Here is a 14750-nt window from a genome sequence, read left to right as displayed (position 1 = left end):
ACGGAAGGGGCGCTACTCGGTCATCACCCACGAGACCAGGCGTATCGACGGCCTGTCCAGCTCATCAACATCACTGGTCAGCAGGATTTCCGTGTCGCTGGTCCGGTTGATCTCGAAGGATCCGGGCAGCAGCTCCACCAGCCTGTGGTGCACCAGGCGTTCCTGTCCCTGGCACCGGTCCGTGAGTTCATCGAACTCCAGCTCGGTGAAGGTGAGGTAATCGGCCTCCTCGGCGGTGCTGGGTTCCCCGTCGCGCGAGAATTCCGCCAGCCCCTGGAAGGGCACGCAACCCGTGTGCCCGGAGAGCGAGGACCGCCCGAAATCCAGGGTGGGCTGGGTGACCACGAGATCACTGACCACATTGGGTTCATCGCGGCTGGTGTAGATATTGGTGACCATCCAGGTGGAATCGGTCATGCGGATGACGTCACCGGAGCATGCGGTGAGCGGGAGCACCAACAACAGTGCCCAGAGCTTTCTCACTTGAAGTCCTCCAGGCAGGTCAGGAAGCTGTTCGCCCACACGTTGACATCGTGGGACAGCACCTGTTCACTGTTGGCCCGCATGCGTTCGGCCGCATAGTCCGGGTTGTTGCGCAGGTCCTGGACCGCCGCGAGCATCTGGCGTTTGATGGATTCCAGATCGAAGGGGTTGCAGAGATAGGCCTCGGTCAGTTCGTCGGCGGCACCGGCGAATTCACTGAGCACGAGCGCGCCGGTCCCGGAGCGGTGGGCGGCCACGAATTCCTTGGCCACCAGGTTCATGCCGTCCTTGAACGGGGTGACCAGCATGACATCAGCCGCGGTGTAGAGGATCTGCAGGTCATCCTTGGGCAGTGACCTGTGGAGGTAGTGCACCACGGGATGCCCCATGCGTCCGAAACGGCCATTGATGCGACCCACGGCCTCCTCGACCTGCGACCGGGACACGCGGTAGTGCTCGATGCGTTCACGGGAGGGGGTGGCCACCTGGAGAAACACAGTGGTCGCCGGGTCAAGACCACCGGATTCGAGCAGCTCCTCGAAGGCCAGCAGTCGCTGCAGGATGCCCTTGGTGTAATCAAGGCGGTCGACGCCGAGGAAGACGATCTCCGGCGAGCCCAGGTCGGCGCGCAGCGCCTCCACGTCGCTTTGCGACGCCTGTTCCACCGCCCCGGTATCAATGGAGATGGGAAAAGCCCCGACCCCGACCTTCCTGCCATCCGCGGTGATCACGTGGGCGTTGACCTCACGGATGGCCGCTTCACCCTCCACCTCGAGCTCATCAGGCTGGCCGGTGTGTGAACCGGCGGTGCCGGCGACCTGCCGGGTGAGGCTGAGGAAGTTGTCGGCGTTCTGGGGGAGGTGGAAACCGATGAGATCGGCGCCCAGCATGCCCCGGACGATCTCCTCCCGCCAGGGCAGCTGCCGGAACAGTTCCGGGTTGGGGAAGGGGATGTGCAGGAAGAAACCGATGCGCAGGTCGGGTCGCATCTGGCGCAGGATGCCCGGTACCAGCAGCAGCTGGTAGTCCTGCACCCAGACGGTGGCGTTTTCCGCGGCAACCTGGTTGACGGCCTCGGCGAACTTCAGGTTGACCTCGCGGAAGGCGTGCCACCAGTCGACGTCATAGACGGGGGGCACGATGAGGTCGTGGAACAGCGGCCACAGGGTGGCGTTGGAGAACCCCTCATAGAACCCCTCGAAATCACTCGCGGTGAGCCGTACGGGGTGGAGGAGAATCCCACTGTCTGTGCGGAAGGGATCGGGTGCGGCATCGACCGTTCCGGGCCAGCCGACCCAGCAGCCTCGGTGTTGTTCCAGTACCGGGGATAATCCAGTAACCAACCCACCGGGGCTGGGGGTGATGCTGTAGGTGCCATCGGGGTGGGCGGTCATGTCCACCGGGAGGCGGTTGGCAACGACAACGAAACTGTTGAGTTCTTCCATGAGACCCAAGTTTAGGCGCAGAACGCGCTAGGCCTTCTTGGTGGTCTTTTTCGCGGGGGCCTTCTTGGCGGTTGTCTTTTTAGCCGTGGTCTTCTTGGCGGTGGTCTTCTTCGCGGGAGCCTTCTTGGTGGCCTTGCGGGTGCGCTTGGTGGCCTTCTTGGGCTGCGTCTCCTCGTGCTCCGAGGCGACCTTGGTGTAGCGCAGACCGGACGGTTCAACACCGAGCATGCACATGAGGGTCACGCCGTCGAAGAAGTCCTTGGAATATGTGGCGACAATCCTGCGCGCACCTGCAGCGGTCTCCTCTTCAACAGCGTGAAGGGTTTCTGGGGTGGGGCGGGTGTCAGTGATCTTGGCCGGCAAGGATCCTCCTGGAGTTTTCTAAAGCGATCAGCCATCAAGTCTACTCCATTCCCGCACTGTTTACCGACGTGGTGCTTTGTTCCGCGATGCCCGACGGCTGTTTTCCGTATCGCGCGAATCCTGGAAGGAGAACTTCGTGGCCTTGATCAGTGCCCGGTAGGGGTTGATCTTCGGCGGGCGGCGCAGCCTGCGGGCGAACCACTCACCGAAGACCACACCCGCTGCAAGCGCGGAGGCGGTAGCCAGCGCCACCGCGATGTTGGTGAAGCCGATGAGGGTCTGATCGTTCAGCGAGGCGTACATGCCCCGGTAGATCGACAGGCCGGGCAGCATCGGGGTGATGCCGGCGATGGAGACGATGAGCGGTGGGATGAGGTAACGACGCGCCAGGAGACCACCGGCGAAACCGACGGCCGTGGCGGCCGCGGCGGCAGCGACCACGCCACCGGTCCCGATGGACAGCATGAAATAGAAGAATGCGGAACCCACCAGTGCGGTCACACCGGCGATGAACACCGAGGACCACTCTGCGTAACAGGCCACGGTGAATCCCGCCGCCGCGACGCCACCGGCGAGGATCCGCGCCGCGATGGACGCGGAATTGGGGGCGGTGGCTGTCTCGAGGGGAGGCAGCATCACCCCGATGGCCCCGGCGAGCTGGATGCCGATACCCACACCGCCGACGATGCCACCGGTGAACAGCAGGGTCTCGAAGAACCTCGCGCTGGCGGTCACCGGAGCCCCGGTGATGCCATCCTGCAGTGACTGGACCAGCGTCAGTCCCGCGAGCAGCACGATGATGCCGGAGGCGATGATCTGGGAGGGTTTGATCTCCAGCCCGTAGTTGAGGGCGAGCTGGTAGGCGACGGCAGCCGGCATGGTGGCGATGAACCCGCCCGTGACGTTCTGGAAGAACGTGGGCAGGCCAGCCCTACCCAGCAGCGAGGACACCCCGATGATGATGCCGGCGGTGAGAAACGCCACGAGCGCCACCAACCAGCCGCCACCCAGCAGGATGGCGACAGCACCACCAAGCAGCGACCAGCCGAAGAGCGAGGTGGCAAAGCCATAGGAGGCGGGGGACTGCTCAATGTCATCGAGGATCTTCTCCGCCACCTCGGGTGGCGTGGCACCGGCCTGGATGGAGCGGATGAGGCGGTCGACCTCGGACAGCTTGGAGAAGTTGGTATCCAGCTTCCGGACCACACGGAAGATACTGACCGGGGTTTTACGCTCCGCACCAATGGTGGTGAAGATGGTGATGGTGTTGAGCGTGATATCCACATGGCAGTAGTACAGGCCGTACGCGGCGGTCACGGCATGGATCTGGACCTTGGTGTCACTGTTGGACGTTCCGGAGGACAGGAGGATATCCCCGATCCGGGCGGCCAGATCCATCACACCGGCCACCTGGGAGTGGTCGGTGAGGTCGATGGGGGCAAGGGGTGAAGGCGGGGGTGCTGCCTTGGCTGCATCCACGGTGGAGATGCGTCCCCTGAGCGTGGCGAAGCTCACCAGTCGCTGAAGAAATTCCTGCACGAGCTGGTCCAATCAGATTGATTTTACGGTTGATTACCGCCACCTTAGCTGCGGTCGGGGGTCGATTCCCACCACCGGCGACGTGTGCGCTACGATACGTTGTTGTATTTGACGTAAACCCCGTCAGGGGTCATGACAGATGCGGTGCTGGAGTGGCGCAATTGGTAGCGCAACGCACTTGTAATGCGTAGGTTGCGAGTTCAAGTCTCGTCTCCAGCTCATTTTCCAACTGGGTGGAACCGGAATTCTCCTGTTAGTGTCATGCCCATGGATATCCTTCACTCCCTTCTGATCTTCTTCCACATTCTGGGCACGGCCGCGCTGGTCGGCGGTTGGTTGGCAACGTTCAAGAATCCCACCGTGTTGCAGTGGCAGCACATCGGTGCCTGGGTTCAGCTGGTCACCGGCATTCTGCTGGTGGGTTGGCTGGAGATGAATGACGGTGATGTCAACAATGTGAAGATCGGCATCAAGCTGATCATTCTCATCGCCGTGCTGGTGGCCGCCATCATCGGTCGTCGTAAGGTCGCCCGCAATGAGCCGGTGTCCAAGGGGCTGGCCCACGCCGTTGGTGGTCTCGCACTGATCAACGTCGCACTGGCTGTATTCTGGTAAATCGTTCCTGACAGCAGAAAAGCGCCGGTTATCCGGCGCTTTTTCGTTTTTACTGGGTGTGTTAGGAGTCCTTCTCCGCCTTGAGTTTGGTGTCCAGGTTGTTCAGGGCGCTGCGTACCGTGGCGGTGAGAATCCCGGTGGCCACGGCGGGGAGTGTGACCAGACCCGCGGCTGGGAGCATGCGTGAGGACGGTCGGGCGGCTGCGGCCAGGAGTAGCAGTGACATGGTCTGCAGACCCAGTGCCTGGGCGGCCAGGGTTACGTCGACACGCGGGGTGGCGGTCGCCCAAACGGCGGAACCGACGGAGATGAGCACGGGAGGGGCCACTGCCGCCGGGGCGTTCGACCAGCGGGTGGGTTTCATGGTCAGGCCCCAGTTGGAGGGGAGGCGGTCATGGGTGCGGGCGAGCTGGATGCCCGCCGCGGCTACGGCTGCCGCGCCGAGGATGGGGGCGATGCGCAGCGTGGTGGTCACCTCGCGGGGGATGTGCTCCTCCAGATCCGGCAGGGAATCATCCGGTCGGATGAGCCCCAATTTGACCGCCACGGCCCCGATGTTGAGATCCCATCCCAGGCCGATGGTGCGGGGAACCCACAGTTTCGGGTTTTCCGGTTCGAAATTACGGAGACGGGGATTGGTGGTGTTGAAGATCTTCATGGCTTGTCCTCTTCCAGGATGTCGGTGACGGTGGCGACCAGGGTGGCCCAGTCGTGGCGGAGTGCTGTCAGGCGTTGCTGACCGTGCTCCGTCAGGTGATAGATCTTGCGCGGCGGACCGACCGGTGATTCCTCCCAGCGGGTCTCCAGGACACCGCTGCGGCGCAATCTGGATAACAGCGGGTACAGGGTTCCGGAGGAGATGTCCGTTCCCCCTGTGTCGGTGAGGGTCTCCAGCAGGGCTCCGCCATAGGACGGTGTGCGGTCCAGAATGGCCAGCACCATCAGCTCCAGGACACCTTTGCGCATCTGGGATTCAGACATGGGCACCTTCTCGATTGTTTTGCAAGCTACTATGCATTACATAGTAGTGAGGTACCAGGCCCCCTGTAAAGAGAGGGAGGTTACTTTTTCTCCGAGGGCACCAGCTTCCCCGTCGGCTGCTGGGTGGTGGACTTGGCCTTGCCGGGCTTGGGATCAAGCAGCCAGGCCAGCAGGCAACCGAAGACAATGCCCCAGAACGGGGCGGAGATACCCAACAGGGAAATCTCGGACACAGTCACCAGAAAACACACCAACGCCCCGGTGGAGAACGCGCCGGAGAATCCCGCCACGAACGCATTCTTCAACGGGGTGAACATGGCGATACCCGCGAGGGTGGCCACGAAGGAAGCCGGCATGGCCAGCATGAAACCAACAAAGGCCGGGGAGACCAGACCCACGCCGACCGCCCCGAGTGCGGTGACCATCGCCGCTGCATAGTGGCGCTCCTTGTTGGGGCCGGACACGATCAGGGCGTTGGTCGGACCGGTCAGGCATGAGGTCACATTGCCGATCAGGGCCATCGGGATGGACACCAGGCCGCTGGCTGCGGCCGCCAGATTCACGGCGGGTTTATGGCCGGCGGCACTGAGCACCGCGATTCCCTGACCGTTCTGGACGATGACCACGGTGATGGCCAGGGGAATGACAAGTTCGGTCATGGCGGCGAAGGAGAACTCCGGAGTGGTGAATGCCGGTGTGGCGATGACACCGTTGTCCAGGATGCCGGACCCGAGTGCACCCGAGAGGATCGCCACCACGGTTCCCCCCACAGCAGCCATGGCCACGGGCGGTGCCACCGCGGCGATCTTCGGCATCATGCTCAGCACCACGAACAGAATGATCATGGGCAGGGCGATGAGGGGGTCGCCGGTGGCAGCGGTGATGAGATCCAGGCCGAAGCGCAGGAAGATGCCGGCGACCATCGCCATGACGATGGTGGGCGGAAGCACCGCCATGATCTTGCCGATCAGCCCCGTCCAGCCGAGCAGGAACACCAGCACCGCCGTGGCGAGATAGGCACCCACCACCTCCCCGAAACTCAGGTGGGTCAGGGCGTCGCCAGCTAGGACGGTTCCCGGGATGGTCCAGAAATAGGCCTGGGGGCTGCGGTAGAGGTAAGTGAGAAACAGCGTCAGCAGACCGTTGCCTAGGAAGGCACCGAGGATCCACGAGGAGGTTTCATCCGGGGTGAGATTCCCGGACGCCGCAGCAGCGAGGATCACCGCGATGGGACCCGATGCGGAGAAGATCAGGGCCACCAGCCCATTGCCGATCTCCTGGGGGCCGGCGTCGCGGAGAATCTCCCGGAGGGTCGGTCTGGGCAGGTGGGGCTTTTCAATCGCCAGGAGCGGGGACATGGAAGTTCCTAACAACTAAGGGGGCATGTTCCCGTAGATAGTAGTGGTCTAACTCACTCTGTGAGGGATCCTATGCTGGCATAGAAAAAACGAAGAGCGTGACGACGGTGCGTCACGCTCTCCGGGTCGAGCAGTAATCCGAATTACATTGCCGAGAAAATCCAGATGGCCAGTGCGATGATGGCCAGGATTCCTACGATGGTCCAGATAAGTCCACTTCCACGCATGATCTTTCTCCTTTGTTCGGTGATAGGCCCGATTGTAGGTCCGTTTGTCTGTGATTCCCTCCCCAGGATGTAACAGTTTGCGAACATATGAGTGTCATTTTGTAACTTTTGCCCTCTGACTAGGAAGATTGGCCCTGAGAGGTGGTCCCTGCACGATGGAGCGTCGAAAAGCGTACGATTGTGGCATGGGAAACATACTTTTTGTCGACATCGGCGGAACGTTGATCGACTACACCAACCGGCTGCCCCATTCAGCGGTCGAGGCGCTCCGTGCAGCCCGCGCCAATGGGCACAAGGTTTATCTGAGCACGGGCCGAAGCATCGCTGAGGTCACCCAGGAGCTGTGGAATATCGGCGTTGATGGCCTGATCGGGGCCCAGGGTGCCTATGTGGAGAGCCATCAGCAGGTGGTGTACCACCGGGGTCTGTCCGGTGAGGAGAACCGTCAGGTGGTGGACTGGCTCAAACAACGCGGGTGCGAGTTCTACCTCGAATCCAACAATGGCCTCTACGCCAGCCCCAACTTTGAGGAAGAGGGTGACGCGCTGCTGCGCCGGATGGCGGAGGAGAAGGGCATCGATGAGATGACCACCCGCGACTTCTACCCGAACATGATCTGGAACGAGAATCTCTACCGGGATGACGTGAACAAGATCAGTTATATCCTCAACACCTACGATGATTTTGAGGACACCCGCAGTCATTTCCCCGACCTGGAGCACTCCACCTGGGGCAACTTCGGTGAGGACGCACTGTTCGGATCCGTGGGCGTCGGCGGTGTGTCCAAGCACGAGGCGGTCAACCGTCTCCTGAAATTCCTCAACGCACGCCGCGAGGACACCATCGCCTTCGGTGATAGTGCCCGCGACCTCTCCCTCTTCGAGGCCAGTGCCCGCGGTGTGGCCGTGGGCAGGGCGTCGGTGGCGCTCACCGAGGCGGCCGACCTGGTCACCGAGAGCGCCGATAATGACGGACTGGCCAAGGCCTTCATCGAACTGGGCCTGATTGAAAAGGACCAGGTCAGGCTTTAAAGGCCGAAGAAATCGGCGATGACCTCCGCGGCGACCAGCTCATCGGTGGAGGGCCCAAGGAAATCCGGGTAGTTCTTGTTGCTCGGCACCAGATGGCCCACGCCGATGAGCGTCCACAGCTCCACGGGCGCGTCACCGTCCCACCGGTCGATGACGATGTTCGCCGCGCGCCGGTTCTTCGTCGATTCCGTCAGTCCATTGCGCCCGGCGAAATACGCTGCCGAGTCATGGGCGGACATGCCGTGGCCACGTCGGTGGCTGGCACCGATGCCCGCATCCCCGCCGGAGTAGGGCGAGAAGGGGTCCGCCGTGCCAGCCATGGCCAGATAGGGCACGGGATGCGGCTTGTGGAGGAGCACCTCCGGAAGCGTGTTGTCCGGGACCGGCATGTTCGCCGCCACGGTGGCCGCACCTGACAACATCTTCGGCACCTCGTGCATGAGACGCATGACCATCTGTCCGCCGTTGGAGTAGCCAGCGACGAATACCCGGGTGATGTCGTGGTGCCGGTGCATGTATTCCACCAGTTTGATGAAGAAACCGACATCATCGATGTCCATGTGCCGGGTCTTTTCATCCAGGCCGATGCGGGCATCGTTGAAATGCTGCTCAACCCCGTCGGGGTAGACCACCACGCATCCCCGGTCCGTCAGTTCATCGAAGGTGAAGTTGGTGAACTTCCTGGTGACGGTTCCGGATTGCTGCGATCCATGGAAGAACACCAGGAGGACACCGGAGGGTTGTTCCGGCTCAATGATGGTGAAGGTGCGTTCGTGGCCCTGGTGTTCCAAAGATCCCCTGATCATGACACCAGTATGCACGGCAGTATGCTCGGTGGAGAAACTTGCCACCATCATCCTGGAGGATAGGAAATGACGAAGATCCGCGCAGCAATCGTTGGTTATGGAAATCTTGGGAAGAGCGTCGAGAAGCTCATCACTCAGCAACCGGACATGGAGCTGGTGGGCATCTTCTCCCGGCGTGACACCCTGGACACCGACACCCCTGTGTTCAACGTCGCCGAGGTGGAGAAGCACACCGATGATGTTGATCTCCTCTTCCTCTGCATGGGTTCCGCCACCGACATCCCGGAGCAGGCCCCGGGGTTCGCGGCGTTCGCCTGCACCGTGGACACCTACGACAACCACCGGGACATTCCGCGCCACCGCCAGGTGATGGATGAGGCCGCCCGTGCCGCCGGCAACGTCGCTGTCGTCGCCACCGGCTGGGATCCGGGCATGTTCTCCATCAACCGCGTGTACGGTGCCGCCCTGCTCGCCGATCGCCAGCAGCACACCTTCTGGGGACCGGGTCTGTCCCAGGGCCACTCCGATGCCTTGCGACGCATCGACGGCGTTCAGAAGGCCGTCCAGTACACCCTTCCCTCCGAGGAGGCCCTGGAAAAGGCACGCCGGGGTGAGGCCGGGGGACTGACCGGTAAGCAGACCCACAAGCGTCAGTGTTTCGTGGTGGCCCCGGAGTCCGAGCATGAGCGCATCGAGAATGAGATCCGCACCATGGCCGACTACTTCGTCGGTTATGAGGTGGAGGTCAACTTCATCGATGAGGCCACCTTCGATTCCGAGCACACCGGAATGCCCCACGGCGGTCACGTGATCACCACCGGTGACACCGGCGGTTTCCACCACACCGTGGAGTACACCCTGAAGCTGGACCGCAACCCCGACTTCACCGCCTCCTCCCAGATCGCATTCGGCCGTGCCGCCTACCGTCTGAAAGAGGCCGGTCAGACCGGTGCGTTCACTGTTCTCGAGGTCGCTCCCTACCTCCTGTCCCCGACGCCACTCGACGATCTGATCGCCCGCGACGTCTAGAACGGTGGCTCGTCCGGCTGGGGCTCAGCGGTTGCTTCCGCCCTGGCCTCAGCTCTAGCCTCAGCCGCCCAGCGCTTACGGTGCGCGGTGCGGTACTGGGAGACGGTCTGCGCCCACCTGGCGCTCGCCGGGGTCAGTGGCCCTTCCGGAACATCCACCGCCCAGGATCCGTCCTCCAGCACCCACACTGTGATTCCGCTGACCGGATCCATGAGGTAAACGATCCGGCCGTTGGTCTTGGGGTTGTGATGGTGCCTGCACAGCCGCTTGCAGTTGTGTCGGCATGTTGCACCACCGTCAGCGTGGTTGACGCGGTGGTCGCAGTCGCAATGCTCTGCCCTGACGTTGCAGCCCGGGAAACCGCAGGTGCCATCCCGTCCGGTCAGTGCCGCAGCGATGTCCGGGGTTGGGTCGTGGCCGGAGGCGTGTTTGCCCATCGCCTCATCCATATCCCGGAGTCGGGTGGCGAGACCAACCCATTCCACTCCCGAGCAGGCATCCAGCCAACCGACGCTGCTTGACCACACAGGGGCATCGGCGAGGTCCCTCGCGGTGTAGAGGTTCACTGTGACATCGAGATTGATATGTTCCCGGATCAGGTCCACCAGGGCCTCGGATTCTGTCTTGCCGGTGTTGGCTGCGTGTTGTGTCACCGCATCCTGAATCATCTGGGCATCCATGGGGGAGACCTCCGCGTGGACTTCCGCGGTCCCGTCGGTGCCGACGGAGACGTTGAAGTTCTTCCGCAATCTGCTGCCGGTGGCCCGGGGATCATCGACCATGTCTCTGATGGCCGCGATCTTCCGCTTGATCGCCCCGGTGGAGGGGAGCATCTGATTGGGAGCACACGGCGTGAGGTATTCGGTGAGGTGTTCATCCACCGTGGCCAGGTGGTCGGGGTTCAGACCGGCGAGCGCGGTGGAGATCGCGAGCAGCCGGTTCAGATCCAGGTGGAAGAACTGGTGCTGGATCATGTGGAGGCGGGGAAGGTCTGCGAGCTGGTAGAACGCCATGATCAGTGATTGGACTCTGCCACGGCTTTCCCCGGTGGCGATCGACAGCGAAGCCACCGCGAGTTCCAGATCGGCGTCTTCCTCCGGTATGAGCTCCTCCCAGTACAGGTGCCAGGCCCGCCGCATTGAAGTGCCGGCCACGGCCATGGGACTCTCGACATTGTTGACGGAGTAATAATAAAGCTGGTTGACGGGCCCATCGGCCCCTGATTCTTCGATCTGATCTGCTGACTGGTCAAACATGGTGTCACCCCCGAGGTGAAATTGATTAGTTCACATGTTCTAATCCCACCTTAGATGCCGGGGTGGACACGGGGGCCCCCGCTCGATGGAACAGGGCCCCCTCCCATAATCACCGCCTCTGAATTAGTAATTCCGCTCACCCCCTTGGTTGAATGAAAAGATAACTTCTTTCTCAATCCTTGGAGGCCAGAACTCTTGAGCGTCTCACTGCCCAGGTCCCTCACCGCGGTGGCTACAGCCCTGTCCATTGCTTTGGCGGCCGGAACTGTCGCCATGTCCCAACCAGCTACAGCTCAGGGCACCCCGGTGCCCGATCTCGCCAGCCCCTATGCCTGGGTGGAGGACTTCGATTCCCCGGAGGCGCTGCAGGGGTGGAACATCTTCCGCCAACCGGATTACGGCAGCGATACGGTGCTCTACACGCAGGATGCTCTGAGCATCGAGGACGGCAAGCTGACCATCACCACCCGCAGGCACTGCCTCGATGAGGATGTTGATATCAGCAAGCCAGCCAACCGCGGCCTACTCAATGACGATAACGCCCAGGTTGAACCCTGCGCGCCGGGTCAGGTTGAGAAGTTCACCAGTGCGCGCATCGTCACCCCGAAGATCGCCCGTGGTGATTTTACGCTGTCGGTGACCGCCACGCTGAACACCGGGGGAGTGGAGGGTGTCCGCAGCGCCATCTGGATGCAGAACGGTGAATCAGCCTGTTCAAATGCCAATAACAATGGCCTCTACGGCGAACTCGATCTGATCGAGCACTTCTCCTACGATCTCCGTGCCCCGTGGTCCCCGTCCAACACCCATCTCGGGTGTGATCCGGACTCGGTCAACGGCACCAACCGTGCGCCGCGTGAGTTGCGGATGGATGAGTCGCTCGACGGGGTGGAGCACACCTGGTCGGTCAACACCACCAAGAATGGCGTGGAGTATTTCATCGATGACCAGCCCATCAACCGTCAGTCCTGGCGGCAGGATGTCACCCTGGGGCATGCCGCCGTCGAGGATTTCGGCCTGGATGTGGATACCTATGACACCATCATGGACCGTGGGTGGACGCTGACGCTCAACCAGAAGGTCGAAAGCGCGGCGTGGGCCAAGCCGCGTTCCTCCCAGGAGGATTTCCCGGTCCGTTCCATGGTCATCGACCGCATCGCGGTTGAGGGGCAGCCCTTTGACATGCCGGACCGCCCGTTGCCGGATGCCAATGCACCCCTGACCGGTCACACCCTCGATTACCTGGGGCGCACCCCGACGCTGGAACGCCACGAGGCATCGAGTGAGGATTTCTCCACCGGCCGCGCACCGGAGTGGAAGTACTTCGACATGAAGGAATCCTGGAAGAATCCGGACATGGAGCAGCGTCCGGAAGCAGTCGAGTTCGTCGACGGCCGCATGGATATTGTCACCCGCAGGCACTGCCTGGACAGTGCGGAGGAACTCGCCTCACCGGATAATGCCAGCGTCGCGCCCTGTGCCGCTGATGAGGTCACCCGGTACAGTTCGGCGCGCGTCCACCTGCCCGAGATCCCGGCCGGCAACTTCCGTCTCACCGTGCGCGCCCGTGCGGTCGCCGATGAGCTTGTCGACGGTCTCCGCCCCGCCATCTGGATGCAGAACGATACCCAGTTCTGCTCCAATGAAGAGCCGGGTCGCCCCTACGGGGAGTTGGATCTCACGGAGTTCTACAGCTCCCGGGTGACCACCCAGTATTCTGCTGTGCACATCGGCTGCGCGGGATCCAGCCCGGAGATGAAGCTGCGTCAGATGGAGATGACGGAGAGCATGTTCGGCGAGTGGCACGACTGGGGTGTTGAGGTATTCGACGGCCAGGTCGTGTTCACCATTGATGGTCAGCCGGTGGATTCCTCAGGCCGGGATGTGTTCGGCAATAAGGTCACCCCGCAGGCAGCGCCTCTGCGCCCATCACAGTTCAAACTTCCGGAGGAGGAGTACCGGGCAGTACTGGAACAGCCATGGCACCTGATCCTCAACACCATGGTGGAGCGTTCCGGGGTGGACAGTTGGATCGCCCCGGTGGATGAATCCGCTGATTTCCCTGAACATCGATTCCAGATCGACCACGTTGCGGTGGATATTGAACCGGGGTCAGTGGGTAATCCGTGGCCGGTTGAGTCCGAGCCGGAACCAGAGCCTCAGCCCGAGACCGGTTCCTCCCGCGCGGAGATCATCAGCCTGATCGCCCTGGTGATGTCACTGTCTTCGCTGCTTGTCACTCTCTCGGTGAATCTGCCAGCGATCCAGGCTGCAGTGAAGCAGTGGTTCCCGGCGCTTTAACCATCGTCAGCAATCCTGCCCCCACCAGCAGCAACAGGCCGATGCCCCAGATCCCGGCGCGGTCCTCACCGGTGATGGCCACGAACAGTCCGAACAGCGTCGGGGCCATCCAGCTCACGGCGCGCCCGGTGGTCGCGTAGAGGCCGAAGAGCTGGCCCTCCTGGTTGTCGGGGGACAACCGGGTCAAAAAGCTTCTCGACGCCGATTGTGCCGGCCCCACAAACGCACACAGGATCAGACCGAAGATCCAGAAGTTCTGTGGCCCATCCACGAAGTAGAGGATCGCCACGTCCACCACCATGATCAGCAGGGAGACGATGATGATGGGTTTGGGGCCGATCCGGTCGTCGAGAAAGCCCCCGAGCAGGGCGCCGAACGCGGAGATCACATTGGCCGCGACACCGAATAACAACACATCACCCGCCGAGAGCCCATAGACGGTGACCGCCAGGATGGCACCGAAGGTGAACACCCCGGCCAGGCCGTCGCGGAACACCGCCGAGGCGATGAGGAAGAACACCGCGTTGCGGTTGCTCCGCCACAGTTGCCCGATCTGCTGGAACAGGTCGGCGTAGGCGGCCACGATGCCCCGGGGTTGGCTGGCCTCCGTGGACTGCGGGGTGATCTCCGGGATCCGGAACAGTGCGGGTAGCGCGGAGACCAGGAACCACACGGCGGCGAACACGGCCACCAGGCGAATGTTCAGTCCCTCCTTCGTCGGGATGTTGAGGAAACCACGGGTGTCGCCCTCACCTGCAACGAAACCGAAATAACAGATCAGGAGGAGGAAGATCCCGCCGAAATATCCCATGGACCATCCGAATCCGGAGATCCGGCCCACGGTTTTCGCCGTCGAGACCTGGGAGAGCTGCGCGTAATACTGGACCTCGGCGAATTCGAAGGTCACATTGGCCACCGCCATGATCGCCACACCGATCCAGAAATACACCGGGTCGGTGTTCTTCACGGCAAAGAGGCTGAACATCAGGAGGACCGTGACCAGCGTCCAGATGCGCAGGGAGGCCCGGCGGGTGCCCCTGATATCGGAACGTCGGCCCATCACCGGCGCGACCACCGCCACCACCACGCCGGCCAGTGCCACCGCCATGGAATACAGCGAGGTGGCATTACCCGAGGGGAGGGTGGATCCCACCGAATCGGTGAGATAGACCGAGAAGATAAACGTCACCAGGACCGCATTGAAGGCGGCGGAGCCCCAGTCCCAGAAGGCCCAGGAGATCACGGGGGCCTTGGTTGTCCTCGGGGGATGTTCGGCAACAGTCATGCCCACGACTCTAAGTCAGCGGGTAACTCCT

The 14750-nt window shown here is 62.2% G+C and carries 14 protein-coding genes and 1 tRNA gene; 5 read left to right on the top strand and 10 right to left on the bottom strand.

Annotated features, from left to right (window positions below):
• Positions 1–12: 12 nt before the first annotated feature.
• Genes H9627_RS06905 through thrE form a run of 4 tightly spaced genes read right to left on the bottom strand, consistent with a single transcriptional unit; the run spans position 13 to position 3809 of the window.
• A complete protein-coding gene (locus H9627_RS06905; RefSeq protein ID WP_191733276.1) occupies positions 13–483 on the bottom strand; it encodes a hypothetical protein in 471 nt (156 codons plus the stop codon).
• The gene (locus tag H9627_RS06900) at positions 480–1928 is read right to left on the bottom strand and encodes an alpha,alpha-trehalose-phosphate synthase (UDP-forming) (protein ID WP_191733275.1); all 1449 of its coding nucleotides are present in this window, start codon (positions 1926–1928) and stop codon (positions 480–482) included. The genes H9627_RS06905 and H9627_RS06900 overlap by 4 nt, the downstream gene beginning before the upstream one ends.
• 27 nt (positions 1929–1955) lie before the next feature.
• Positions 1956–2291 carry a hypothetical protein gene (locus tag H9627_RS06895; RefSeq protein WP_191733274.1) on the bottom strand — a complete coding sequence of 112 codons (336 nt, stop codon included), beginning with the start codon at positions 2289–2291 and terminating at the stop codon, positions 1956–1958.
• A 60-nt stretch (positions 2292–2351) separates the two neighbouring features.
• Positions 2352–3809, bottom strand: a complete 1458-nt coding sequence (gene thrE / locus H9627_RS06890; protein ID WP_191733460.1) for a threonine/serine exporter ThrE — start codon at positions 3807–3809, stop codon at positions 2352–2354.
• A 167-nt stretch (positions 3810–3976) separates the two neighbouring features.
• Between thrE and H9627_RS06885 the strand changes: the two genes are divergently transcribed.
• Positions 3977–4049: transfer RNA gene (locus tag H9627_RS06885), tRNA-Thr, on the top strand.
• A gap of 48 nt (positions 4050–4097) precedes the next feature.
• Positions 4098–4445, top strand: coding sequence for a hypothetical protein (locus H9627_RS06880; RefSeq protein ID WP_191733273.1), 348 nt, complete (start codon positions 4098–4100; stop codon positions 4443–4445).
• Between the two features lie 61 nt (positions 4446–4506).
• Here the strand turns inward: H9627_RS06880 and H9627_RS06875 are convergent, their stop codons facing one another.
• The 3 genes from H9627_RS06875 to H9627_RS06865 all read right to left on the bottom strand — a co-directional run bounded on the left by H9627_RS06875 (position 4507) and on the right by H9627_RS06865 (position 6784).
• Complete coding sequence (locus H9627_RS06875) at positions 4507–5103, bottom strand: DUF5808 domain-containing protein (protein WP_191733272.1); 597 nt, start codon at positions 5101–5103, stop codon at positions 4507–4509.
• Positions 5100–5426: a PadR family transcriptional regulator gene (locus tag H9627_RS06870; protein ID WP_191733271.1), complete on the bottom strand. Its 327-nt coding sequence runs from the start codon at positions 5424–5426 to the stop codon at positions 5100–5102. Before H9627_RS06870 ends, H9627_RS06875 begins: the two co-directional genes overlap by 4 nt.
• 80 nt (positions 5427–5506) lie before the next feature.
• A complete protein-coding gene (locus H9627_RS06865; RefSeq protein WP_191733270.1) occupies positions 5507–6784 on the bottom strand; it encodes a benzoate/H(+) symporter BenE family transporter in 1278 nt (425 codons plus the stop codon).
• Positions 6785–7196: 412 nt separating this feature from the next.
• Here H9627_RS06865 and H9627_RS06860 point away from each other — a divergent pair, with 412 nt between their 5' ends.
• The gene (locus tag H9627_RS06860) at positions 7197–8042 is read left to right on the top strand and encodes an HAD family hydrolase (RefSeq protein ID WP_191733269.1); all 846 of its coding nucleotides are present in this window, start codon (positions 7197–7199) and stop codon (positions 8040–8042) included.
• Here the strand turns inward: H9627_RS06860 and H9627_RS06855 are convergent.
• The gene (locus H9627_RS06855; protein ID WP_225213578.1) at positions 8039–8848 is read right to left on the bottom strand and encodes an alpha/beta hydrolase family esterase; all 810 of its coding nucleotides are present in this window, start codon (positions 8846–8848) and stop codon (positions 8039–8041) included. The genes H9627_RS06860 and H9627_RS06855 overlap by 4 nt on opposite strands.
• 66 nt (positions 8849–8914) lie before the next feature.
• Between H9627_RS06855 and H9627_RS06850 the strand changes: the two genes are divergently transcribed.
• The gene (locus H9627_RS06850; RefSeq protein WP_191733267.1) at positions 8915–9877 is read left to right on the top strand and encodes a diaminopimelate dehydrogenase; all 963 of its coding nucleotides are present in this window, start codon (positions 8915–8917) and stop codon (positions 9875–9877) included.
• Here H9627_RS06850 and H9627_RS06845 read toward each other — a convergent pair.
• Positions 9874–11133: an HNH endonuclease signature motif containing protein gene (locus H9627_RS06845; protein WP_191733266.1), complete on the bottom strand. Its 1260-nt coding sequence runs from the start codon at positions 11131–11133 to the stop codon at positions 9874–9876. The genes H9627_RS06850 and H9627_RS06845 overlap by 4 nt on opposite strands.
• 195 nt (positions 11134–11328) lie before the next feature.
• Here H9627_RS06845 and H9627_RS06840 point away from each other — a divergent pair, with 195 nt between their 5' ends.
• Entirely contained in the window at positions 11329–13434 is a 2106-nt protein-coding gene (locus H9627_RS06840) for a glycoside hydrolase family 16 protein (RefSeq protein ID WP_225213577.1), read from the top strand.
• Here the strand turns inward: H9627_RS06840 and H9627_RS06835 are convergent.
• The gene (locus tag H9627_RS06835; protein ID WP_191733265.1) at positions 13370–14719 is read right to left on the bottom strand and encodes an MFS transporter; all 1350 of its coding nucleotides are present in this window, start codon (positions 14717–14719) and stop codon (positions 13370–13372) included. The two genes, H9627_RS06840 and H9627_RS06835, sit on opposite strands and share 65 nt — an antisense overlap.
• Positions 14720–14750 lie beyond the last annotated feature (31 nt).

It is taken from the genome of Corynebacterium gallinarum (genome assembly GCF_014837045.1).
Classification (GTDB): Bacteria; Actinomycetota; Actinomycetes; order Mycobacteriales; family Mycobacteriaceae; genus Corynebacterium; species Corynebacterium gallinarum.
Note: the sequence above shows the minus strand (reverse complement) of the source record. Positions and strands in the feature narration are given on the sequence as shown.

Coding starts and splice junctions, on each gene's coding strand:
- H9627_RS06900 (WP_191733275.1), bottom strand. CDS start 1,928: ATGGAAGAACTCAACAGTTTCGTTGTCGTTGCCAACCGCCTCCCGGTG.
- H9627_RS06880 (WP_191733273.1), top strand. CDS start 4,098: ATGGATATCCTTCACTCCCTTCTGATCTTCTTCCACATTCTGGGCACG.
- H9627_RS06875 (WP_191733272.1), bottom strand. CDS start 5,103: ATGAAGATCTTCAACACCACCAATCCCCGTCTCCGTAATTTCGAACCG.
- H9627_RS06870 (WP_191733271.1), bottom strand. CDS start 5,426: ATGTCTGAATCCCAGATGCGCAAAGGTGTCCTGGAGCTGATGGTGCTG.
- H9627_RS06865 (WP_191733270.1), bottom strand. CDS start 6,784: ATGTCCCCGCTCCTGGCGATTGAAAAGCCCCACCTGCCCAGACCGACC.
- H9627_RS06860 (WP_191733269.1), top strand. CDS start 7,197: ATGGGAAACATACTTTTTGTCGACATCGGCGGAACGTTGATCGACTAC.
- H9627_RS06855 (WP_225213578.1), bottom strand. CDS start 8,848: ATGATCAGGGGATCTTTGGAACACCAGGGCCACGAACGCACCTTCACC.
- H9627_RS06850 (WP_191733267.1), top strand. CDS start 8,915: ATGACGAAGATCCGCGCAGCAATCGTTGGTTATGGAAATCTTGGGAAG.
- H9627_RS06845 (WP_191733266.1), bottom strand. CDS start 11,133: ATGTTTGACCAGTCAGCAGATCAGATCGAAGAATCAGGGGCCGATGGG.
- H9627_RS06835 (WP_191733265.1), bottom strand. CDS start 14,719: ATGACTGTTGCCGAACATCCCCCGAGGACAACCAAGGCCCCCGTGATC.